This is a genomic window from Pseudomonas sp. DR 5-09 (assembly GCF_001655595.1).
GTDB classification, from domain to species: domain Bacteria; phylum Pseudomonadota; class Gammaproteobacteria; order Pseudomonadales; family Pseudomonadaceae; genus Aquipseudomonas; species Aquipseudomonas pharyngis.
Genome location: NZ_CP011566.1, coordinates 2522958 through 2543795 on the forward strand (window position 1 = coordinate 2522958; position 20838 = coordinate 2543795).

Genomic DNA, 20838 nt, shown 5'->3' on the forward strand with positions numbered 1-20838 from the left:
AACAATAATGAAACAACAACACGTCAACAGTTATTACGCCGCCACCCGCAACGAAGTCATCGACTTCCCGACGCTTGAAGAGTCGGTGGAGTGCGATGTCTGCATCATCGGCGCCGGCTATACCGGGCTGTCCTCGGCGCTGTTCCTGACCGAAGCCGGCTACAAGGTGACGGTGCTGGAAGCGGCGAAAGTCGGCTACGGCGCCAGCGGTCGCAACGGCGGCCAACTGGTCAACTCCTACAGCCGCGACGTCGACGTGATCGAAGAGCGTTATGGCGACAAGACCGCCGAAATCCTCGGTAGCATGATCTTCGAAGGCGCCGACATCATCCGTTCGCGCATCAAGGAATACGACATCAAGTGCGACTACCGCCCGGGCGGTATTTTCGCGGCGATGAACAGCAAGCAGCTCAAGGGCTTGGCCGAGCAAAAACGTAGCTGGGAACGTTACGGCAATAAAAACCTGAAGATGCTCGACGCTGCGGACATCCGCCGCGAAGTCGGTTCCGACGCCTACGTCGGCGGTCTGCTGGACATGCAGGGCGGTCACATCCACCCGCTGAACCTGGCTCTCGGTGAAGCCGCCGCCATCGTGCGTCTGGGCGGCAAGATCTACGAGCAGTCCGCTGCGGTGGAAATCAAGTACGGCGAACCCAACGTGGTGCGCACCGCCAAAGGCCAGGTCCGCGCCAAGTACCTGCTGATCGCCGGCAACGCCTACCTGCCGCAAGGCCTCGACAACCGTGTGACCGCCAAGAGCATGCCGTGCGGCTCGCAGATCTGCGTCACCGAACCGTTGACCGAGAAACAGGCACGCAGCCTGATCACCAACAACTACTGCGTCGAAGACTGCAACTACCTGCTCGACTACTACCGTCTGACCGCCGACAACCGTCTGCTCTACGGCGGCGGCGTGGTCTACGGCGCCCGTGAACCGGACGACATCGAAACCCTGATCCGCCCGAAGATCCTCAAGACCTTCCCGCAGCTCAAGGATGTGAAAATCGACTACCGCTGGACCGGCAACTTCCTGCTGACCATGTCACGCATGCCGCAATTCGGCCGCATCGAGAAAAACGCCTACTACATGCAGGGCTACAGCGGCCACGGCGTCACCTGCTCGCACCTGGCCGGCAAACTGATCTCGGAAATGATCCGCGGCGATGCCGAACGCTTCGACGCCTTTGCTTCCCTGCCACACATGCCGATGCTTGGCGGCCGCACCTTCTCCGCGCCGCTGACCGCTCTCGGCGCCGTGTACTACTCGCTGCGCGACCGTTTCGGCATCTGATTAACCTCGCCGGTGGCGCCCCCAAAAAGGGCGTCGCCGGCTTTTTCATGTGCCGTCCATCGAACCTGCTGAGCAACACCGACAAACGTGATTTAATAGCCGCCTTTCACGGTTCCGGGACACGGGAGCAACGTGATCCGCGCGCCTTGCGCGGCACCCGCCACCCACCCCCATCGCCCTTAAGTCGTTCTCACATAAGGCTGTCATGGATACGGGTTCTCGACTCAAACTAGTACGCGAAAGCTACAAACTCTCCCAGCGCGAGCTGGCCCGGCGTAGCGGCGTGACCAATGCCACCATCTCCCTGATCGAACAGAATCGCGTCAGTCCTTCCGTCAGCTCACTGAAAAAGCTGCTCGAAGGCATCCCGATGTCCCTGGCCGACTTCTTCACCTTCGACCAGCCCCCCCGCGAACACCAATACGTCTTCCGCGCCAACGAACAACCCGACCTCGGCCGCCACGGCTTGCGCCTGCTGCTGATCGGCGCCTCGGTCCCCAGCCGCCAGATGCGCTTGCTGCGCGAGCAATACGCGCCGGGCGCGAGTTCCGGGGAAGAGCCGATTGTTCACGCGGAAGGTGAGGAGTGTGGGTTGGTGACCCGTGGCACCGTGGAGTTGACGGTGGATGGGCAGGTGAGCGTGTTGAGTGCGGGGGATGGGTATTATTTTCCGACGACGTTGCCGCACAAGTTCCGGAACATCGGGGCGGATGAGGCAGAGATTATTAGTGCGAATACGCCGGCGAATTTTTGAGTTCGGATTTTATCAGTCCATAGTGCATCTAATAAGTTCTCAAGAGAAACCGCAAAAGTGCGGTTTCTCTTCTTCTGTCGTTATTTTCGAGGACAATAACCGTCGACTTTGTCCTTTTCTTGGCATTGCTCTGCATAAATCACTTTTTGCTCTTTCACAGACAACTCGGTGCTTGCAGGGCTAGCCAACGCTATGCCTGCGCACCCGATACTACTCATTGCGAAAAATAGTGAGGGAAGGATGATGGATTTTTTATTGATTTTCATGATTTTTCCTTTATTAAAATTATCTTGCATTTTTGCGAAGTAAACTTTTGTTATTCGCCAAGGCAGAGTCAATGAAATTCGCAGGAATGGCACCTGTAGGATCTGACAGGTTTCTAGAATTTTTTATAATTACAAATTAACTTTTAAGATGTTAATTAGACGTTGTGGCATACGTTGTGAGTTGAATATCAATTCCGCCGTCGCTCAATCATCCAAGAACATCCTTCACATCTTGCACAGCGAATCCAGCCCCCATCCCCGCCCCGGAACTTTCCTTAAAGCTGATGCCAATTTGATGGCGTGTCGCGACGCTCATTTCGAACGAGTCACCCAGTGCCAGGCTGTTTCCCGGCAAGCCCAAGGAAGTGTGAGATGAAACTGATTCTTGCGATGTTGTTGCTGTTCAGCGGTTACGTTTCCGCCAGTTGCTCCAGCATCAGTGATCACGACAAACGCAGTTATTGCCAGGCCAGGGAGGAAGGCAGCAGTTGTTCTTCCATCGGCGACCACGATTTGCGTTCGGCCTGCGAAGCGGAGAAAGGCAGTTCGTGCTCAAGCATTGGCGACCATGACCAGCGCGCTTATTGCGAAGCCAAAAAGGGCAGCAGTTGTTCCCCCATCGGCGATCACGACCTGCGCGCGGCCTGTGAAGCGGAAAAAGGCAGTTCATGTTCGAGCATCGGTGATCATGACCAACGTGCGTTTTGTGAAGCGAAGAAGGGCAGTAGTTGTTCGTCAATTGGCGATCATGATCTGCGCAGTCAGTGTGAAGCCATGAAACGCTGAATCCACCCGCCATTTAGAACCAAAAGGGACACCCATCGGTGTCCCTTTTTCATGCGCGCTTGAACGCCGTTATTTCGCCTTCCAATGTCCACCTCCGTTCTCGCAATCAATCCGCGCCTGCGGCAGATGCTCAACGTCGTAGTAAAACGTGGTCACTTGCGCGCTGTCCGGAATGTTCAGGGCCTTGGCGTTTTTGTCCTTGCTGGTGGAGTGCGGGTTGGCCAGGGATTCCTGGGTGAGGGTGGCAATGCACGAGGCCTGATTGCTTAAAAGGTGACAGATTTATTTTATTAATCTGTCATCATCAAGTGCTCTATCCAAAAATATCTAACCCTCGTTGCTCTATCACTCGAGATACATCACTCACGTCCTGAACCAGGATTCTGGCGATAGTGGTGACTGTGTTGATGTCCTGTTCGGCGTGGTCGGGGAGGTGGACGCAGGCCATAAGGTCAAGGTATTTGAGCACTGCGTTCAAGCGTTCGCTGGCGCAGGCATGTAGATCGCGCAGCGGAGCTTCGGCATCAATGAACAGGACGGGCTGCTCAGTGGCGGGGTGGGACATGTTCGCGTATTTGCGGAGCGGTTTATCCATCGGCATAAGTAAAGCTTCCTCGTATCCGTGAGAAGAGCTACTACCGCTCGCTGCGATTCGAAGGGTGGTAGCCATGTGCGGGTTCGCAGACCGAGGATACGAGGAACCCGGCAGACCCGAAGATCTCCCACACACAGCCACCATTGCGCGGTTGTCGGACGCTATTGCGACCGCCACCGTTTTTGGGGGCGTCAGGTTACTACACGTATCGTCAGGGCTGCGAAACCCTATCGCCAAATTCGTTCAGCGACAGACCCACTCTAGGCACCGATCCCCACCGTCGCAATCAGCCTGTAGGACGTGAAATCACCACGCGTGGCCAGCGATTTTGCTCACGGTCAGAGGCGCAACCGGCGTAAATCAAGGGCTGCGGAGTATCAGGGGAAAATGACTCGCCGGGTTTGTAACCACTTCGCAGCCCCGCAAGAACAAGCTCCCTCACCACGCGGAGCGATTTCCTACGGCGTTTTCAGATCAAAAAAACCACACATTCCAGTCCCGGAACTTTTCCCAAAACTGATGTCAATTTGATAGCGTGTCGCGACGCTCATTCATCGGCTCAAGCAGTGCCAGGCTGGTTCCTGGTCAACCAAGGAAGTGTGTGATGAGACTATTACTCGCAATGTTGTTGATGTTCAGCGGCTACAGCTTTGCCAGTTGCGGCAACATTGATGACCACGATCAGCGCGCCTATTGCAATGCAAGGGAGAGCGGCAGCAGTTGCGGCAACATCGATGATCACGATCTGCGGGCGGCGTGTAACGCGGAGCAGGGCGGCGGTTCCTGCGGCAACATTGACGATCATGACCAGCGCGCCTACTGCAACGCCAAACAGAGCGGCAGCAGTTGCGGCAACATCGATGATCATGACCTGCGTGCGCGGTGCAACGCGGAGCAGGGTGGCAGTTCCTGCGGCAACATCGATGACCACGACCAGCGTGCCTACTGCAATGCCACCACGGGCGGCAGCAGTTGCGGAAATATCGACAACCATGATTTGCGTACGCGGTGTGAGGCCATGAAGCGCTGATCTGGTTTTGATTGCTTCACTCAGTGCCAGGCTGTTTCCCGGCATGCTCAAGGAAGTGTGAGATGAAACTGATTCTTGCGATGTTGTTGCTGTTCAGCGGTTACGTTTCCGCCAGTTGCTCCAGCATCAGTGATCACGACAAACGCAGTTATTGCCAGGCCAGGGAGGAAGGCAGCAGCTGTTCTTCCATCGGCGACCACGATTTGCGTTCGGCCTGCGAAGCGGAAAAAGGCAGTTCGTGCTCAAGCATTGGCGACCATGACCAACGCGCTTATTGCGAAGCCAAAAAGGGCAGCAGTTGTTCCTCCATCGGCGATCACGACCTGCGCGCGGCCTGTGAGGCGGAAAAAGGCAGTTCATGTTCGAGCATTGGTGATCATGACCAACGTGCGTTTTGTGAAGCGAAGAAGGGCAGTAGTTGTTCTTCAATCGGCGATCATGATCTGCGCAGTCAGTGTGAAGCCATGAAACGCTGAATCCACCCGCCATCTAGAACCAAAAGGGACACCCATCGGTGTCCCTTTTTCATGCGCGCTTGAACGCTGTTATTTCGCCTTCCAATGCCCACCCCCGTTCTCGCAATCAATCCGCGCCTGCGCCAGATGCTCCACATCGTAGTAATACGTGGTCACTTGCGCACTGTCCGGAATGTTCAGGGCCTTGGCATTTTTGTCCTTGCTGGTGGAGTGCGGGTTGGCCAGGGATTCCTGAGTGAGTGTGGCAATACACGAGGCCTGATAGTGGTCGGCGCAGTGTTCGACTTTGGTTTTGCTGCTGTTGAGCATGTCCTTGCTTTCGTTGCTGCATGACCAGTCGATGGCGTTGACCGGCATGCCTTCGTATTCATAGCAGATGTGCGTCTCGACGGCGGGCACTGAGGGGCTGGAGGAGCGGGTCTTGACTTCGCAGCCCTCGGCCATGACGCAGGTTGGGACAACGCTGAAAGTGGCGATCAGGAGGAACAGTCGGATGTTCATCGTGGAACTCTCCCATGGCCCCGTGTTAGGTCGTGAGCGGGGCGCTTATGGTTTCGAGATGGGGCGGGCGCGGGAGGTTCCATCAGGATTTTGATTTGCGCCTGGCGCACAGAGTGAGAAACAATCGGACACACCTAGCACCCAAGGATTGGAGCAGTGCTCATGATTCACATCGGCAGCCGCAACAACGCCCCCACGCCGCAGCACAAAACCCAGGACATCTACATCTTCAGCATCGACCTGTCTCGCCCGGCGACGCCGTTCTGCTTCGAGCAATCGATTGGCGGCGGGCATATCGAGCAGGGCGGTGCGCGGTGGTTGGCGCTGGATGAGCTGGATGGCTGGCCCGGTGAATGGCGTGAGCATTTGAAGAAGGCCGGATGTGCCTGGGTGGTCGAGTTGCTGGACGCGCGTTCGGGGGAGAGTCAGGCTGATCTGGTCTCGCTGATCCTCCAGCGCTATGCCGAGCCGGCGCAGCCAACCGGGCGTTTGCAGGCGATTGGGCGCTGGTTCAAGCGTCACTTCTATATTGGCGGCCGGTACGGCGTCTGACCCGAGGAAACGCCTATGACTCAGACACTGGAACGCGCCATCGCGATTGCCGCCACGGCCCACGCGGGGCAGGTGGACAAGGGCGGTGCGCCGTACATTTTGCATCCGCTGAAAGTCATGTTGCGCATGAGCAGCCTGGAAGAGCGCATCGTCGCGGTGCTGCACGATGTGGTCGAGGACTGCGGCATCAGCCTTGAGGATTTGCGCAAGGAAGGTTTCAGCGAAGCAGTTTTGTCGGCCATCGAATCGGTGACCAAAGTGCCGGGCGAGTCCTACGAGGACTTCGTCGAGCGCGCGGCGCAGAACCCGATCGGGCGGGTGGTGAAGCTGGCGGATCTGGAAGAAAACAGCGACCTGTCGCGGATCGCCTCGCCGAGTTGGGAGGATCTGGAGCGGATCGAAAAATATCGGCGGGCGATTGGACGGTTGCGCGCGTAACTCAAAATGAATAGCCAGGAAGGCGACCATGAAATCCATTCTGTGTTTGTTGATTGCTGCCGGCTTCGGCGCACTGTTGCAGTTCGAAGGCGTGCCCCACGGGTTGCTGTTGGGTTCGATTCTTGTGACGGCACTGGTCGTCACCAAATTCAAATTCGCGCCAGCGACGCCCTATGGCTTGGGCTACATCCAGGTCACGCTGGGTATCGCCACCGGATTGATGTTCGAAGCGTGGGACAGTACGACGGTATCGACGATGTTGCCGAGCCTCGGCGTGTTGCTGCTGTGCCTGGCAGTGCAAGTGGCGTTGGCCGCTTGGTGGCTGTCACGCGGGGCGGGGTGGAATCGCACGGATGCCTTGTTGGCCGTGTATCCGGGTGCGCTGGCGGCGGTGTTCGATTTGCTGGAATCGCATCAGGCGTCGAGCAAGGTGATCATCGTGCACTTGATGCGCCTGCTGCTGATCACGGTGCTGGTGAGTTTGCTGATTCCGGGAACGGCACCGGTTGCCGTGGCCGAGGTCGATCCGCTGTCGACGGGCATGGCGCTGACCGTGCTGTCGGTGATCGGTTTGAGCGTGGTGGTCGGGCGTTTGCTGCTGGCCGTTGGCGTGCCGGCGCCGTTCATGCTGACAGCAATCATCATCACCGCCGTATTCGTGAAATCGGGATGGCTGCAGGGTTTTCACATGCCGGACTGGAGTTTGAATCTGGCGGCGCTGATTCTCGGAGTACGGATCGGCTCCCGATTCCAGGGATTGGGTCTCGCGGAACTGGGACGTCATGGCCGCACGGCGTTGGTGTCGGTGGGTTTGATGATTCTGGTCGCGGCGATTTTTGCATTGGCAGCGGCACGGTTGCTGGGCAGCGATGCGTTGTCGCTGTGGCTGGCCTACATGCCGGGGGCAATCGAAACCATCGCCATTGTCGCGTTCGCCGGCGGGCTGAATGTGGTGTTTATCCTCACCCACCATCTGGCGCGAATGGTGGTGCTGCACTTTGCGCCGGCGTTGTTGGTACAGGTTCGGCGGGTGCGGGAAGACGCCTGAACACGGGCATTGCGCCCCGTGAACTACACTCCCAGATTACCCCGCCCCACAGGCAACCCCGCCGCGTCGGAGGTCATCATGTTCCGCTTCTCACTCTTCATCGCAGCGTGCCTGTGCGCCACACAGGCCAGCGCTGAATCCGTCGTCCCGCTCAAGGGCCAGACTTCCCAGCAAACCCAGATCGACATCAACGATTGCCATTCCATCGCGTCCACCTCAACCACGTCGACACCCCAGGCCGGTGGTCGGCTGAAGGGCGCTGCCGTGGGTGCGGCGGCCGGCGCTACTGCCGCTGAAGTGCGCGGGCGTCAGCACGACGAGTTCTATGAAGCCGTGGACGATGACCGCAAGCAGGATTACCGCCAGAACCGCGCCAAAGAGACGGCTGCCGCCGGTGCGGTGGTCGGCGGTGCGCGGCAGCGGCAGGATCGGCGTGAGCAGCGGCGAACCGATGCTTCAGCCAGTTCAAGCGCCTACACCGGTTGCTTGCAAGGGCGGGGTTATCAGGTCACGCCCTGACGGCTTTCCCGGTGCGCGACGAGCAGGTGCATCATCACGCCGCTGTAGAGCGTCACCAGAATGAACAACCCCATGCGCACCGCGAAGGCGGTGTAGACGTCTTTGCCCGCTGCACTGTCCTCCACCGACTGGCCGAGCAGAATGATCATGGTGATCAGGGTGTTGAGCCAGAACCCCGGCGTGAGCTGCGTCGGGTGCAGCCGATAGAGTTTGCGCGCCACCAACAGCCCGAACAGCAGCATCCACAGGAAGAACATCCACAGGTGCACGAACAGGCTCAGCGCGCACCAGAACAGCACCGCCAGTAGTCCGCCGAGCAAGGTCGAGCCGAGCAGTTCGCGTCCGGCGTGGTGGGTGCGGGTGGTGGTGCTTTGCTGGCCGAGGCTGACGGCTTTGAGGATGATCGGCAGGTAGCTGGCCGGGTCGATCAGCACCAGCAGGAAGGCCGGCAACACAATCAGCGTTGCGCGCATCGCTACGCGGGGCACGTCTTCGGCGGGCAGGGCGGGAGCGGGTGGTGGCGCGGGGCTGTTGGCCGGTTCCGGGAACAGGACGTGGCTCAGGCCGACGATGACGACGGCCAGCAACAGGCCTTTGACCAGCGCGCCGATCACCGCCATGGCCAGTTCGAATGAGGCGAAACCGGCGGCGGAGATCATGGTCATGCCGATCACCAGAAACGTCATGATCAGCACATTGCCGCCGCGCAAGCCGTAGGTGAACACCAGAAACAGCCCTACACCAATCAGCAGCACGCCGCACGCCGGGTAATAACGCAGCAATGGCACCAGCAATAGCCCGAGACTGGTGGTGAATGCGGCGACCAACGTCAGCATCAGCGCAATTTTCACCGGCAACGGTCGGGGCATGCTGGCCAGCAGCAACACCGCGAGCACCGGCGACAGAAACGACAACGGCAAGGCGAGACCGTAACTGGCGGCGGTGCACAACGCCGTGCCGCAGGCCAGGCGCAAGGCACGTTGCGCCGGGACGCTGCGTTCAATAGGCCGCTCAGTAGGCATAGCTCAGCCAGCTCATCAACCAGACAAACACCCGCCCGAGCGGATTGAGCAGATTGCCTTCGTTGGGAAACGCCATGACTTCCGCCTGCCCGCCGGCGCGAATCGAACGGCTCTCGAACAGACGCTTTTTCGCCTCTTCGCTGAACTCGATGATCACCGGAAAACGCTGGGCCGGACGCAGCCAGTCGCGGCTGTTCTGGATTGTCGGCAGGGTGCCGGGCGGCGGCGTCTGGCCGACGCTGACGCCATAACCGACGCTGCGCACCCGGCCATCGAGCACTTCGCCGGGCAGGGCGTCGAGGATGATCGACACCGGCGTGCCGGGCTTGATCCGGCCGAGGTTGTTCTCGGTGAGGTCGGCGCTGACCCACACGTCCTGGATCGTGATCAGCGTCATCACCGGGCTGCCGGCAGCGGCGAACTGGCCGACATCGGTGCGCAGGTCGGTGATCAGGCCCGCCGAACGCGCACCAATGCGGGTGTTGGCCAGATCCAGTTCGGCCTTGGCCAGCGTGGCGGCGGCGCTGAGCAGTTTGGCGTTGGTATCGGTGTTGCCGCCTTCCTGCTCCTGCGCGCGCAGCACTTCGGCCCGAGCGGCGGCGACCTGGCTGACAGCGGCCTCGTGATTGGCCCGGGACACTTCCAGCAGCCGAACCGAAACCGTGCCCGGATCTTCTTTGTACAAGCCTTCCAGCCGTCGATTGTCCTGGCGCGTTTTGAGTTCATTGGCTTGCGCGGCCCGCAACGACGCCTGTGCCGAAGCGATGCCCGCGGTGCTGGCGCCGACCGTGCGCCGGGTGTTTTCCAGATCGGCGCGGGCCCGGTCGACAGCAATTTGCAGCGGCTGCGGATCGAGCTCGAAGAGGATGTCGCCGGCCTGCACGTCCTGATTGTTGCGCACGTTGACCTTGATCACCCGGCCCGCGACTTCCGCCGCCACCGGGATCACGAACGCGCCGACCCGTGCTTGCTGGGTGTAGGGCGTAAAACGGTCGGCCAGCAGATACCAGACCAGGCTCAGCACAATCACCAGCAGCACCCAGCGGATGCCTTTTTTCGCCGGATCCGGCGGCGCTTCATCACTCATGGCGGTCTACCTGCGAGGGAATCGGATAGGTCGGTTGCGGCGGCGGGGCGCTCAGCAGACCGCCCCAGTCGGTGCGTCGCTGCATCTGCTGCCGGGTCGCTGAATCAATCTGCGGCCCGGCGCTTTGCCAGCCACCGCCGACGGCACGGTACAGGGCGATCAGATTGCTCACGGCGTTACTGCGGCTGACCAGATAGTTGTCCTGTAGCTCCAGCAACGCACGTTGGGCATCGAGCACTCGCTGAAAGTCTGAATAACCTTCGCGATATTGAGTGTTGGCCAGCACCAGCGAACGTCGCGCCGCGCCTTCGGCCTCGCCGAGAATGCGTTCGCGCTCCAGCGCTTTGGTCAGGCCGCTGGCGGCGTCGTCGGCCTCGCGGGCAGCCTGGCGGACCTTGTCGCGATAGGCTTCGATCAGTTGCTGCAAGCGCGCATCCTGTACGCGGATGTTGTTGTGGATGCGACCGTAATCGAACAGGTTCCAGCGTAGGCTCGGGCCGCCGATCAGGTCGAGGCTGCGCGGGGTGCTGCCGAGGGTGTCGCTGGACCAGACGATGCTGCCGAGCAGGGTCAGCGAGGGATACAGTTCTGTTTCAGCCACGCCGACCAGCGCCGATTGCGCGGCCACGTTCAGCTCTGCCGCGCGCACATCGGGACGGCGCAGCAGCAGGTTGGCCGGGACGTCCTGCAACACGGCGCGATCCACCAGCGGAATCAGCCCTGGTTGTTCCGCCAGAAACGCCGCGCCACCGGGCGGCTGGCCGACCAGCACCGCCAGTGCATTGCGGGTGCGCAGCAACTGGTCTTCGAACGCCGGAATGCTGCTCAGGGTGCCGAGGTATTGGGTTCTGGCCTGTTGCAGGTCGAGTTCGGCGGTCTGGCCGCTGCGAAAGAGTTTTTCGGTGATCTCGAAATTGCGTTTTTGCTGGGCGGCATTTTCCCGTGCGACCCGCAGCCGGGCTTCGGTGGTGCGCAGGGCAAAGTAGGTATCGGCCACTTGAGCGCGCAGCAGCACGAGGGCGTCTTCGTAGTTGGCCTGGGCGGCGAAGTAGCTGGCGTCGGCGGATTCGATGGCGCGGCTGAAGCGGCCCCAGAAATCCAGTTCCCAGCCGACATCGAATGCGGCGCTGTGTTGCCAGAAGTGCAAGTCCTGCGGGTTGTTGCCGCCGGACTGACGGCGGTCGATGTACAGGCTGTCGGCGCTGGCCTGTTGCACCTGCGGGTAGCGACCGCTGTCGGCAATGCCCAGTTGCGCGCGGGCTTCGAGCACCCGCAGGCCGGCGATTTTCAGGCTGCTGTTGTGGGCTTCGGCGTCGCTGATCAAACGGTCGAGGATCGGATCGGCAAACACCTGCCACCACTGGCGCAGATCCGGCACGGTGCCGCGTTCGCTGGCCTGCTCGAGCGCCGGACTTTGCCACTGCTTGCTCCAGTCCTGCGCCGGCGGCTGGAAATCCGGGCCCAGCCGCAGGCAGCCGCCAAGGCTCAGCGCACCGAGCAGCAGCAGGTGGCCGGGACGGATCAGCAGGGCTGGCGTTGCAGGCATACCGGGAGGCCCCAGCGGGAAATGTCACTGGAGCATAGACCGCAGATTGCGGGTTGTTCGAAGCAATCAGCTGCTACGCTTTTTCAGGCGAACGCCACCGAACCCCGCCCCGGATAAAAAGGTAGGAAGCCATGGACACTGCTCAAGAACCGCTTGCCCCCACCAGCGCCAGTTGGCGTTTCAAGGTCGGCGTGGCAATCATCTGCCTGATGCTCGGTTCGTGGCTGATGGTGCCGATCGCCGCCGCCCTCGATGTGCCGGGCTCGAAAGTCGCGGCGCTGACCGGGGTGTTGTTCATCAGTAATAAAGTGCTGTTGCTGCTGGTGATCGCGGTCATGGGCAAGGCCGGGTTCGCCGAACTCAAGCGCACGATCGGCCACTACATTTCCGGCGTGATTCCGACCCCGGTGGCCGAAGTCAGCCCGATGCGCCACAAGATCGGCGTGGTGATGTTCTGCCTGCCGCTGCTGTCGTCCTTCCTGGAACCTTATTTCGACAACTTCTTCCCGGGCGTACGGCCCAATCTCTGGCAGTTGCAGGCGCTCGGCGACTTGATGTTCGTCGGCAGCTTTTTCGTGCTGGGCGGCAATTTCTGGGACAAGGTGCATGCGTTGTTCGTGCGCAAGGCGCGGGTGGTGGCGGAATGAAAACAGGGGGCATAAGCCCCCTGTGTCATTTGAGGTGGGCGGCGAAGCCCTCGCTGCCTGGCGCAATGTCGTCCTTTAAGGTCAGCGACGGAATCTCGTAATCACCGCCATTCTGCTGCCGATACGCGATCGGCCGCGTGCTCCACAGTTCATCGAGCCGCGTGCCCAGCGCCTCACAGGTCTGGGCAAACCGGGCTTCATCCATCCGGCTGGTGCGGTACACCACGAAGGGCGGCATCACGTCAAAGCCAGGGTAGTAGAGGATTCCGTGCTGGATGGGGAACAGCACGTCGTCGATCGGGCCGTTGATCCCGCGCGGGCTGTAGTGTGATTCCCAGCCTCCGGTGGTGACCATCAGCATGGCCCGCTTGCCTTTCAGGTGGCCTTCACCGTAGCGGTCGCCCCAGCGAGCATCGGAATGCTCGCCCACGCCGTAGGCAAATCCGTAGGCATACACGCGCTCGACCCAGCCCTTGAGAATCGCCGGCATGGAGAACCACCACAGCGGGAATTGCAGGATCAGTGCGTCGGCCCATTGCAGTTTTTCCTGCTCGCGGGCGATGTCGGCGGCTTGTCGGCCCTGCTCGAAAGCAAGTTTCGAATCGAGGGAGGCATGAAACGGCCGGCTCGTGTCGCGACCGGGACTGTCATCGGCGTCGAGGGTGGTTTTCCAGTTCATCGCATAGAGGTCGGAGACCTGCACGGTATGGCCGGCGGCTTGCAGGCGCTGGACGGTGAAGTCTTTGAGCGAGCCGTTGAGTGAGGTCGCTTCGGGATGGGCATAGACCAGAAGTACATTCATGTTGAAGCTCCGTTGCTGTGTGACAGCAGGATCGACGTTTGCCGGGTATATTGGAAATGAATGCCTGATATGTCTGGTATAGCCATGAATAATTTGAGACGGCTGGATATCAACCTGCTGCTGACCCTCGATGTGTTGCTCGCGGAGCACAACGTCACCCGTGCCGCCCAGCGGCTGAACCTGTCGCAGCCGTCGGTAAGCGTGCATCTGGCCAAGTTGCGGGACATCTTCGGCGATCCGCTGTTGCTGCCCGGCCCCCGAGGCATGCGTCCGACGGCGCGGGCGGATGAGCTGCGCGAGCCGTTGCGGGACGCACTGGAGGCGCTGGAACGAGCGGTGGCGCCGGCCAGGCCGTTCGACCCGGCGCAAGCGACGAATACCTGGAAAATCGCGGCAACGGACTACGGCGGGTCGACCATTGTCCTGCCGGGCCTGAACGGTTTGCGCAGGCAGGCACCGGGCACACGGCTGGCGGTGATCGACCTGATGCCCAGAGAAATGGTCAAGCAGGCGGAGCAGGGGGTGTTCGATCTGGCATTGCACATCACCGAAGACGCGCCACTGGAGTTGTATCAGCGCCGGCTGTTCACCGAGCGTTATGTGTTGGCCGGACGAGTCGGGCATCCGGGCCTGAACGCCAGACCGACTCGCGAACAGTTCTGCGCGCTGGAACACGTCATGGTGTCGCGCGAGGGCGGGGGCTTTTCCGGGGTGACGGACAAGGCGCTGGCCGAAGTGGGCCTGTCGAGAAAAGTCGTGCTGTCGGTGCCGCACTTTCTGTTGGTGATGTCGGTGCTCGCCAGCACTGATCTGGTGGCGATGCTGCCGTCACGCCTGGTGCGTGACAACCCTGCACTGCAAGTGGTCGCTGCGCCGCTGGAGGTGCCGGGCTACGAGATGGCGATGTTCTGGGGCGAACGATCCCATCGTGATCCAGCGCACAGATGGTTGCGCGAACACTTGGCGGCGTCGGTGTGAATCAAGCGTGGCCGAGGGCAATGGCAAACGACACGACGACCATGCAGGCGAAAGCGAAATTGAGGTTCATGGGGGTGTTCATCCTGGTCCTTTTGAAAGTGGGGCCATTCTGCCGGGGGCGGGTCAAAAGAAAAAATTCGGCTTCGTGATTCCAATGATCGAAGCCATTGATACCGGCGTTGTGTTTGCCGGTTTGCTTGGCTAAGCTCGCACAAACCTGCAATTAAAAGCACAAACAGGCAAAACCATGCACGATCATTCCGCTTCCGAGCTTCCCTCCCTGCGCCGGCAGAAAATCCTTCTGATCCTCGAACGTGACGGCAAGGTCATGGCGTCCGAGTTGAGCCAGCATTTTGCGGTGTCTGAAGACACCATCCGTCGCGATCTGGCCGAGCTGGACAACGCCGGACTGGTGCAGCGGGTACACGGCGGCGCGTTACCGAGGCCCAAGGACACCGGCAAGGATTACTTCACCCGACTGGACGAGATCGACGAGGTGAAGATTCGTCTGGCGCAATTGGCGGCGCAGCAGGTGCGGAACGGGCAGACGGTGATGTTCGACTCCGGTTCCACCTCGTTGCAGGTGGCGCGTTCGTTGCCCAGGGACATCAGCCTCATGGCAGTCACTGCCTCACCCATGACGGCGATCGCGTTGTCAGAATATCCGGGCATCAAAGTGATTCTGGCGGGCGGGCAGTTGAACCCCAAAACCATGTCGGCTGGCGGTCACGAGGCGTTGCGTCTGCTGTCGGGGATCAAGGCGGATCTGGCGATCACCGGGGTCTGCGCGATTCATCCGGAGGTGGGCATCACCTCGCTGCATTTCGATGAAGTGCCGGTCAAGCAGGCGCTGCTCGACTGCGCGGCGCGGGTGATTGCCGTGACCACGGCGGACAAGCTCGGGGCGGTGGAGCCGTTTGTGGTCGCGCCGTGCGAGCGCTTGCACACGCTGATCACCGAGCGGCATGTGGCGTCGGGGAATATTGAGGACTACCGGCGGTTGGGGATTGAGGTGGAGCAGTTGCCTGACTGAGGTTTTGCAGTGAGGCCGGTGGCCTCATCGCCAGCAGGCTGGCTCCCACAGTGAATGTGCGTCGTACACAAAATCTGTGGGAGCCAGCCTGCTGGCGATAGGGCCAGACCTATCAGCGCAGTTTTTCCAGCATCTGGTAGTACCACATGCCCGCCGCCAACATCGGATTTCCCAGCAGATCGCCCATCGGCACGCGAATGTGCGAGCACGCGGCAAACGTGTCGAACTGCTGCATCTGCCCGGTGATCGCCCGGCTCATGATTTCGCCCATGATGTGGGTCGTGGCGATGCCGTGGCCGGAGTAGCCCTGGCAATACCAGACGTTGTCCGAAAGCTTGCCCAGTTGCGGAATGCGGTTGATGACGATGCCCATCGCGCAGCTCCACTGGTAGTCGATCTTCACCCCTTTGAGCGCCGGGAAGGTCTGTTCGATGCACGGCCGCAGTTCGCCGGCGATGTCCCGTGAGTCCTTGCCGCTGTAGTTGGCGCCGCCGCCGAACAGCAGGCGCCCGTCGGCGGTGAGGCGGTAGTAGTCGAGCACGAAGCGGCAGTCGTAAACGGCGAGGTCTTCAGGGTTGATCTGTTTGGCCAGATCGCCCAATGGTTCGGTGGTGACAATGCCGCCCATGGCCGGGAAAATCTTGCCCTTGAGCTGGCCCGGTTCGAGTTTGTGGTAAACGTCGCCGGCCAGCAGCACCTGATTGGCGTCGATCCGGCCGTGGGCGGTGCGCACGGCAGGGCTGTCGCCGTGAATGATCTCCAGCACTTCGCTGTTTTCGAAGATCAGCGCGCCGAGGCTTTGCGCCGCTCGCGCCTCGCCGATGCACAGGTTGAGCGGGTGCAGGTGCATGTTGCGGGTGTTCTTGATGGCGCCGTGGTAGAGATCGCTTTGCAGCAGATCACGGACCTGGCTGCGGTCGAGCAGGCTGACCTCATCGCCCATGCCTCGGCGCACGGCTTCGTCGTAGTCGCTGCGCAAACCGGCCATATGGCTTGGCTTGTATGCCGCATGCAAATGGCCGTGCTTGAGGTCGCAATCGATCGCATATTTCTCGACCCGTTGCTTGATGATTTCGTGCCCACGCCAGCGCAGGTGCCAGATGAAATCGTCGACCTCATCGCCCAATGTATTGCGCATCTGTTTGCGCATCGCGCCGTCGCCGGACAGGCTGCCGGTGACCTGTCCACCGTTGCGCCCGGTGGCGCCCCAGCCGATCTTGTGGCTTTCGACGATGGCGACTTTCAGGCCTTTTTCGGCCAGTTCCACGGCCGTGGCAACGCCGGTGAAACCGCCGCCGATGATCACCACATCGACCTGGTGCCGGCCTTGCAGGGTCGGGTAGTCGGTGTCGCGGTTGAGGGTCGCGGTGTAGTAGGAATTGCTGCGTTCAGTCATTTTTAGTTCCACGCAAAATTCGGGAGGCAGAGTGCAATCCTTGTGGGAGCCAGCCTGCTGGCGATGAGGGCCTGTCAGACACATGGATGGTGAAGGACACACCGCTATCGCCAGCAGGCTGGCTCCCACAGGGTTCAGTGGGAGGCGTCAGGCCTCTGTGAGGTACCAGCGCCAGTCCTGCTCGCCCACTTCGGCCATGAACTGCCGGTATTCCGCGCGTTTCACTGCCAGATACACCCCGAGAAATTCCTGCCCCAAGGCATCCCGCGCCCACACCGAATTTTCCAGCGCCGTAAGCGAGGTCAGCCAGTCGGTCGGCAGCAACTCTTTCGCCTGCGCGTAACCGTTGCCTTCCACCGGTTCACCCGGATCGATGTCTTCTTTTATCCCGCGATGAATGCCCGCCAGGATCGCTGCCGCTGCCAGATAGGGGTTGGCATCGGCGCCGCAGATGCGGTGTTCGATGTGCCGGGTGTTGGCCGGGCCGCCCGGCACGCGCAGGCTGACGGTACGGTTGTCGACGCCCCAGGTCGGTGCCAGCGGTGCGTAGCTGTTGGCCTGGAAACGGCGGTAGGAGTTGGCGTTCGGGCAGAACAGCAGCAGCGAATCGAGCAGGGACGCGAGCATCCCGCCAATCGCCGTGCGCAACAGCGGGGTGCCCGCCGGGTCTTCGGAGGCAAACAGATTGCGCCCCTCGGCATCGGCGAGGCTCACGTGCATGTGCATGCCGGTGCCGGCCAGGTGATCGAACGGTTTGGCCATGAACGTCGCCTGCATCCCGTGCTTGTGCGCCACGGCTTTGACCAGCCGTTTGTAGCGCACGGCCTGGTCCATTGCTTCCAGCGCATCGCCGTGTTCGAGGGTGATTTCCACCTGGCCCGGCGCGTATTCCGAGATTGCCGTACGCGCCGGAATGCCGTGCAGTTTGCAGGCGCTGTAGAGGTCGGCAAGGAACGGTTCGATCTGCTCCAGCTCACGCAAACCGTAGACCTGCGTGTGTCGCGGTCGCCCACCGTCGGCATCCAGCGCCGGTTGCGGACGGCCGTTGTGATCGCGTTTGGCGTCGAGCAGATAGAACTCCAGCTCGCAGGCCATCACCGGGTGGTAGCCCTCGGCTTTCAGGCGGTCGATGACCTTGATCAACAGGTGACGCGGGTCGGCAATGCTCGCCGGCATGCCTTGTTCCGGGTGCATGCTGACCTGCACCGCAGCGGTCGGAATCTGCCGCCACGGCAGGCGCACCAGACTGCCTTCCAATGGGTAGGCGCGGCAGTCGATGTCGCCGACGTCCCACACCAGGCCTGAGTTTTCCACGTCTTCGCCATGCACGGTCAGGCCGAGAATGGTGCTCGGCAGCGGGCGGCCGCTTTCGTACACGGCGAGCAGTTCTTCGCGGTGCAACAGCTTGCCGCGCGGCACGCCGTTGGCGTCGAGGATGAACAGCTCGATCATGTCGATGTCGGGGTTCTGCTCGAGAAAGTGACGGGCGTCTTCAATGGCTGCGAACTTCATAATCAATCACTCACGATGGCGCCGCACAGGCGCGCAGATTCGGGCCGGACGCAGCTCGGCAAAAGGCGCGGGCGTCCTGGCAGGGATATCGAAAAAAGAGGGGGAGCTGTCGCGGTTTTTTATCGACGCGATCAGACAGGCAGGCAGATATCCGGCGGGCGTGCGGAGTGACGCAGCTTGGAACGGCTCAGGGCCATGGGGAGATTGACGATGCGATTCATGCGCGGCCCCTGTGAAGGAGGGCGCACAGTGCAGAGACGTTCAACGATTCTGATTGTTGTGGTGACGTGCTCATGACGCGTGTTTCCGTTGGCGGAAAACGTCGGCGGCGGGAGTGTCCCGCCAGGCCGGTGTGGCTGGATAGTAAGGGGGAATCCCCGGATAAGTAAACGCCTGTTTCCGCAGGCGTTGGCGTGCACCCCGGTTCAGCGCAGCAGGTAAAACCCCAGCCCGACGAGGGCGCAAACGATCAACACCTCGATCACCCCGCGCTTGAAAAAGAACAGGGCGATAGCGGCTGCCACGGCCAGCAGGATCGAGAAAACGTCCGGTTGCCCCGCGAATCCATTGGGCCAGAACACATGCCAGGCAAAGAAACACGCCAGATTGAGGATCACCCCGACCACCGCCGCCGTGATCGCGGTCAGCGGCGCGGTGAACTTCAGTTCATTGTGCGTCGACTCCACCAACGGCCCGCCGGCGAGGATGAACAGGAACGAGGGCAGAAAAGTGAACCAGGTCACCAGCGTCGCGGCCAAGGCTCCGGCGGCGAACGCGTGTTCCGGGCCGAACGTCGGTTGCACGTAAGCGCCGACGAACCCGACAAACGCCACGACCATGATCAGCGGCCCCGGCGTGGTTTCGCCCAGGGCCAGGCCGTCGATCATCTGCGTTGGCGTCAGCCAGCCGTAATGCCCGACCGCGCCCTGATACACGTAGGGCAGCACGGCGTAGGCGCCGCCGAACGTCAGCAGCGCCGCTTTGGTGAAGAACCAGCCCATCTGCGTGAAGGTGCCGTCCCAGCCGAACAACGCGGTCAGCAACGCCATGGGCAGACACCATAGCAACGCACCGATCAGCGCCAGACGCAGCAGCCTTGGCAAGTTGAACTGCGCATGTTCGGGCGGCGGTGTGTCGTCATCGATCAGCGCCGGGCCGAAGGATTTTTCGCCGCCGCGATGGCCGCCGTTGCTGAACCGCTGCGGCGCCCAGCGTCCGCCGAAATAACCGATCAATGCCGCGCCGAGCACGATCAGCGGGAACGGCACGTTGAAGGCAAAAATCGCCACGAACGCCGCTCCGGCGATCGCCCAGAGCCAGCTGTTCTTCAAGGCTCGGGAGCCGATGCGATGGGCCGCGTGCAGCACAATCGCGGTCACCGCCGGTTTGATTCCGTAAAACACCCCGGCCACCGTCGGTACGTCGCCGAACGCGATGTACACCCACGACAGGGCGATCAGGATCAGCAACGATGGCATTACAAACAACGCCCCGGCCAGCACGCCGCCACGGGTGCGATGCAGCAGCCAGCCGATGTAAGTCGCCAGTTGCTGGGCCTCCGGGCCGGGCAGCAACATGCAGTAGTTGAGCGCATGCAGGAAACGCCGCTCGGAAATCCAGCGCCGACGCTCCACCAGTTCCTGATGCATGATCGCGATCTGCCCGGCGGGGCCGCCGAAGCCGATGCAGCCGAGTTTGAGCCAGAACGGCCAGGCCTGGCGCAGGGTGATGGGTTGCGGACGGGGCAAGTCCTTTGGCGTTTCGCTCAAGTGCGGCTCCCGAGTTGAGTTGTGGTGGAGCGGCTATCTAATCAGGCTTTTGTTAAGGAGTGGTATCCGGATTGCAACCCTCACCCCAGCCCTCTCCCGGAGGGAGAGGGGGCCGACCGAGGTGTCTTGCGTCATACATCGACCTGAGCGTCCGAGTCGATTATGGATTCGGCACACTGCCTTCAGGCTGGCATCCGGATTCAGTGCTACGCGCTCATACCGGTATCCGGATTCAACGCTATACGTTCAGGTCGGCGTATTTCTGAAATATCCCCCAATCGGTTCCCTCTCCCTCTGGGAGAGGGCTAGGGTGAGGGCTTTTCGATCGTCAGGCATGCGCCAAACTCCAGCGAACCGCCGCATTCTGATCACTCTCCCGCGCCTCGACCCAATGCGAACCCTCCTGCGTGGTCTCACGTTTCCAGAACGGTGCACGCGTCTTCAGCACGTCCATTATGAACGCACAGGCCTCGAACGCCGCATGCCGATGCTTGCTGCTGACGCCAACGAACACGATCGGCTCGCTCACCGACAGGGCGCCGACCCGATGCACAATCTCCACCGCCAGCAACGGCCAGCGCTCGCGAGCTTGTTCGGCGATCTGCTCCAGAGCCTTCTCGGTCATGCCCGGATAGTGCTCCAGAAACAGCTCGTTCACCGACTGCCCGACGTTCAGATCCCGTACATAACCAATGAAATTCACCACCGCGCCCACCCGTGGATTGCGCGCATGCAGGTCGGAAATCAACTGACCGGCATCGAAGCCTTTACGCTGGACTCGAACACCCAT

The 20838-nt window shown here is 61.1% G+C and carries 24 protein-coding genes and 2 pseudogenes; 13 read left to right on the plus strand and 13 right to left on the minus strand.

Annotated features, from left to right (window positions below; all coding sequences use genetic code 11):
- Positions 1–7 precede the first annotated feature (7 nt).
- Together PDR5_RS11295 and PDR5_RS11300 are read left to right on the plus strand one after the other, a co-directional pair.
- Positions 8–1291: an NAD(P)/FAD-dependent oxidoreductase gene (locus PDR5_RS11295; protein WP_064595399.1), complete on the plus strand. Its 1284-nt coding sequence runs from the start codon at positions 8–10 to the stop codon at positions 1289–1291.
- Positions 1292–1496: 205 nt separating this feature from the next.
- Positions 1497–2045 carry a cupin domain-containing protein gene (locus PDR5_RS11300; RefSeq protein ID WP_011333561.1) on the plus strand — a complete coding sequence of 183 codons (549 nt, stop codon included), beginning with the start codon at positions 1497–1499 and terminating at the stop codon, positions 2043–2045.
- Between the two features lie 80 nt (positions 2046–2125).
- Here the strand turns inward: PDR5_RS11300 and PDR5_RS11305 are convergent, their stop codons facing one another.
- Positions 2126–2311 carry a hypothetical protein gene (locus PDR5_RS11305; RefSeq protein WP_064595400.1) on the minus strand — a complete coding sequence of 62 codons (186 nt, stop codon included), beginning with the start codon at positions 2309–2311 and terminating at the stop codon, positions 2126–2128.
- A 372-nt stretch (positions 2312–2683) separates the two neighbouring features.
- On the opposite strand from PDR5_RS11305, the gene PDR5_RS30110 reads away from it, so the two are divergent.
- Complete coding sequence (locus PDR5_RS30110; RefSeq protein WP_064595402.1) at positions 2684–3097, plus strand: hypothetical protein; 414 nt, start codon at positions 2684–2686, stop codon at positions 3095–3097.
- A 69-nt stretch (positions 3098–3166) separates the two neighbouring features.
- Here PDR5_RS30110 and PDR5_RS30115 read toward each other — a convergent pair.
- The 3 genes and pseudogenes from PDR5_RS30115 to PDR5_RS30480 form a co-directional block, all read right to left on the minus strand.
- A pseudogene (locus PDR5_RS30115) lies at positions 3167–3358 on the minus strand (hypothetical protein); the annotation flags it as partial.
- Between the two features lie 52 nt (positions 3359–3410).
- Positions 3411–3698 carry a hypothetical protein gene (locus tag PDR5_RS30120; protein WP_064595404.1) on the minus strand — a complete coding sequence of 96 codons (288 nt, stop codon included), beginning with the start codon at positions 3696–3698 and terminating at the stop codon, positions 3411–3413.
- A 9-nt stretch (positions 3699–3707) separates the two neighbouring features.
- Positions 3708–3929, minus strand: a pseudogene (locus PDR5_RS30480) (hypothetical protein); the annotation flags it as partial.
- 367 nt (positions 3930–4296) lie between these two features.
- Here PDR5_RS30480 and PDR5_RS11320 point away from each other — a divergent pair.
- Both PDR5_RS11320 and PDR5_RS30125 read left to right on the plus strand, forming a co-directional pair.
- The gene (locus tag PDR5_RS11320; protein ID WP_064595406.1) at positions 4297–4722 is read left to right on the plus strand and encodes a hypothetical protein; all 426 of its coding nucleotides are present in this window, start codon (positions 4297–4299) and stop codon (positions 4720–4722) included.
- A 62-nt stretch (positions 4723–4784) separates the two neighbouring features.
- Positions 4785–5198, plus strand: a complete 414-nt coding sequence (locus PDR5_RS30125; protein WP_064595408.1) for a hypothetical protein — start codon at positions 4785–4787, stop codon at positions 5196–5198.
- A 69-nt stretch (positions 5199–5267) separates the two neighbouring features.
- On the opposite strand, the gene PDR5_RS11330 is transcribed toward PDR5_RS30125, so the two are convergent.
- Positions 5268–5699, minus strand: a complete 432-nt coding sequence (locus PDR5_RS11330; protein WP_064595410.1) for a hypothetical protein — start codon at positions 5697–5699, stop codon at positions 5268–5270.
- A gap of 162 nt (positions 5700–5861) precedes the next feature.
- On the opposite strand from PDR5_RS11330, the gene PDR5_RS11335 reads away from it, so the two are divergent.
- The 4 genes from PDR5_RS11335 (at position 5862) to PDR5_RS11350 (ending at position 8256) form a co-directional block, all read left to right on the plus strand.
- On the plus strand, positions 5862–6251 hold the full coding sequence (locus PDR5_RS11335; RefSeq protein WP_064595412.1) for a hypothetical protein: 390 nt from the start codon (positions 5862–5864) through the stop codon (positions 6249–6251).
- A gap of 15 nt (positions 6252–6266) precedes the next feature.
- Positions 6267–6689, plus strand: coding sequence for an HD domain-containing protein (locus PDR5_RS11340; protein WP_064382327.1), 423 nt, complete (start codon positions 6267–6269; stop codon positions 6687–6689).
- Between the two features lie 28 nt (positions 6690–6717).
- Positions 6718–7737, plus strand: a complete 1020-nt coding sequence (locus PDR5_RS11345; RefSeq protein ID WP_064595414.1) for an AbrB family transcriptional regulator — start codon at positions 6718–6720, stop codon at positions 7735–7737.
- A gap of 78 nt (positions 7738–7815) precedes the next feature.
- Positions 7816–8256 (plus strand): YMGG-like glycine zipper-containing protein, encoded by a 441-nt coding sequence (locus tag PDR5_RS11350; protein ID WP_064595416.1) that lies wholly within the window; start codon positions 7816–7818, stop codon positions 8254–8256.
- On the opposite strand, the gene PDR5_RS11355 is transcribed toward PDR5_RS11350, so the two are convergent.
- From PDR5_RS11355 to PDR5_RS11365, 3 genes are read right to left on the minus strand one after another with little or no spacing between them, the layout of a single operon-like run.
- The gene (locus PDR5_RS11355) at positions 8241–9278 is read right to left on the minus strand and encodes a DUF2955 domain-containing protein (protein WP_064595418.1); all 1038 of its coding nucleotides are present in this window, start codon (positions 9276–9278) and stop codon (positions 8241–8243) included. The genes PDR5_RS11350 and PDR5_RS11355 overlap by 16 nt on opposite strands.
- Positions 9268–10365 (minus strand): HlyD family secretion protein, encoded by a 1098-nt coding sequence (locus tag PDR5_RS11360; RefSeq protein WP_064595420.1) that lies wholly within the window; start codon positions 10363–10365, stop codon positions 9268–9270. The genes PDR5_RS11355 and PDR5_RS11360 overlap by 11 nt, the downstream gene beginning before the upstream one ends.
- Positions 10358–11911: an efflux transporter outer membrane subunit gene (locus PDR5_RS11365; protein ID WP_082934390.1), complete on the minus strand. Its 1554-nt coding sequence runs from the start codon at positions 11909–11911 to the stop codon at positions 10358–10360. Before PDR5_RS11365 ends, PDR5_RS11360 begins: the two co-directional genes overlap by 8 nt.
- Before the next feature lie 131 nt (positions 11912–12042).
- Here PDR5_RS11365 and PDR5_RS11370 point away from each other — a divergent pair, with 131 nt between their 5' ends.
- A complete protein-coding gene (locus tag PDR5_RS11370; protein ID WP_064595423.1) occupies positions 12043–12558 on the plus strand; it encodes a transporter suffix domain-containing protein in 516 nt (171 codons plus the stop codon).
- A 25-nt stretch (positions 12559–12583) separates the two neighbouring features.
- Here the strand turns inward: PDR5_RS11370 and PDR5_RS11375 are convergent, their stop codons facing one another.
- Positions 12584–13360, minus strand: coding sequence for an NAD(P)H-dependent oxidoreductase (locus PDR5_RS11375; protein WP_064595425.1), 777 nt, complete (start codon positions 13358–13360; stop codon positions 12584–12586).
- Between the two features lie 84 nt (positions 13361–13444).
- Here PDR5_RS11375 and PDR5_RS11380 point away from each other — a divergent pair, with 84 nt between their 5' ends.
- The 3 genes from PDR5_RS11380 to PDR5_RS11390 are packed head-to-tail and all read left to right on the plus strand — an operon-like array spanning position 13445 to position 15371.
- Entirely contained in the window at positions 13445–14338 is an 894-nt protein-coding gene (locus PDR5_RS11380; RefSeq protein ID WP_172829478.1) for a LysR family transcriptional regulator, read from the plus strand.
- A 7-nt stretch (positions 14339–14345) separates the two neighbouring features.
- On the plus strand, positions 14346–14543 hold the full coding sequence (locus PDR5_RS11385) for a hypothetical protein (protein ID WP_064595429.1): 198 nt from the start codon (positions 14346–14348) through the stop codon (positions 14541–14543).
- Positions 14544–14585: 42 nt separating this feature from the next.
- Entirely contained in the window at positions 14586–15371 is a 786-nt protein-coding gene (locus PDR5_RS11390; RefSeq protein WP_064595431.1) for a DeoR/GlpR family DNA-binding transcription regulator, read from the plus strand.
- A 112-nt stretch (positions 15372–15483) separates the two neighbouring features.
- On the opposite strand, the gene PDR5_RS11395 is transcribed toward PDR5_RS11390, so the two are convergent.
- From PDR5_RS11395 to moaE, 4 genes are all read right to left on the minus strand, one after another.
- A complete protein-coding gene (locus PDR5_RS11395) occupies positions 15484–16767 on the minus strand; it encodes an NAD(P)/FAD-dependent oxidoreductase (protein ID WP_064595433.1) in 1284 nt (427 codons plus the stop codon).
- Between the two features lie 147 nt (positions 16768–16914).
- Positions 16915–18279 carry a glutamine synthetase family protein gene (locus tag PDR5_RS11400; RefSeq protein WP_064595435.1) on the minus strand — a complete coding sequence of 455 codons (1365 nt, stop codon included), beginning with the start codon at positions 18277–18279 and terminating at the stop codon, positions 16915–16917.
- Between the two features lie 425 nt (positions 18280–18704).
- On the minus strand, positions 18705–20048 hold the full coding sequence (gene chrA / locus PDR5_RS11405) for a chromate efflux transporter (RefSeq protein ID WP_064595436.1): 1344 nt from the start codon (positions 20046–20048) through the stop codon (positions 18705–18707).
- A gap of 328 nt (positions 20049–20376) precedes the next feature.
- The gene (gene moaE / locus PDR5_RS11410; RefSeq protein ID WP_064595437.1) at positions 20377–20838 is read right to left on the minus strand and encodes a molybdopterin synthase catalytic subunit MoaE; all 462 of its coding nucleotides are present in this window, start codon (positions 20836–20838) and stop codon (positions 20377–20379) included.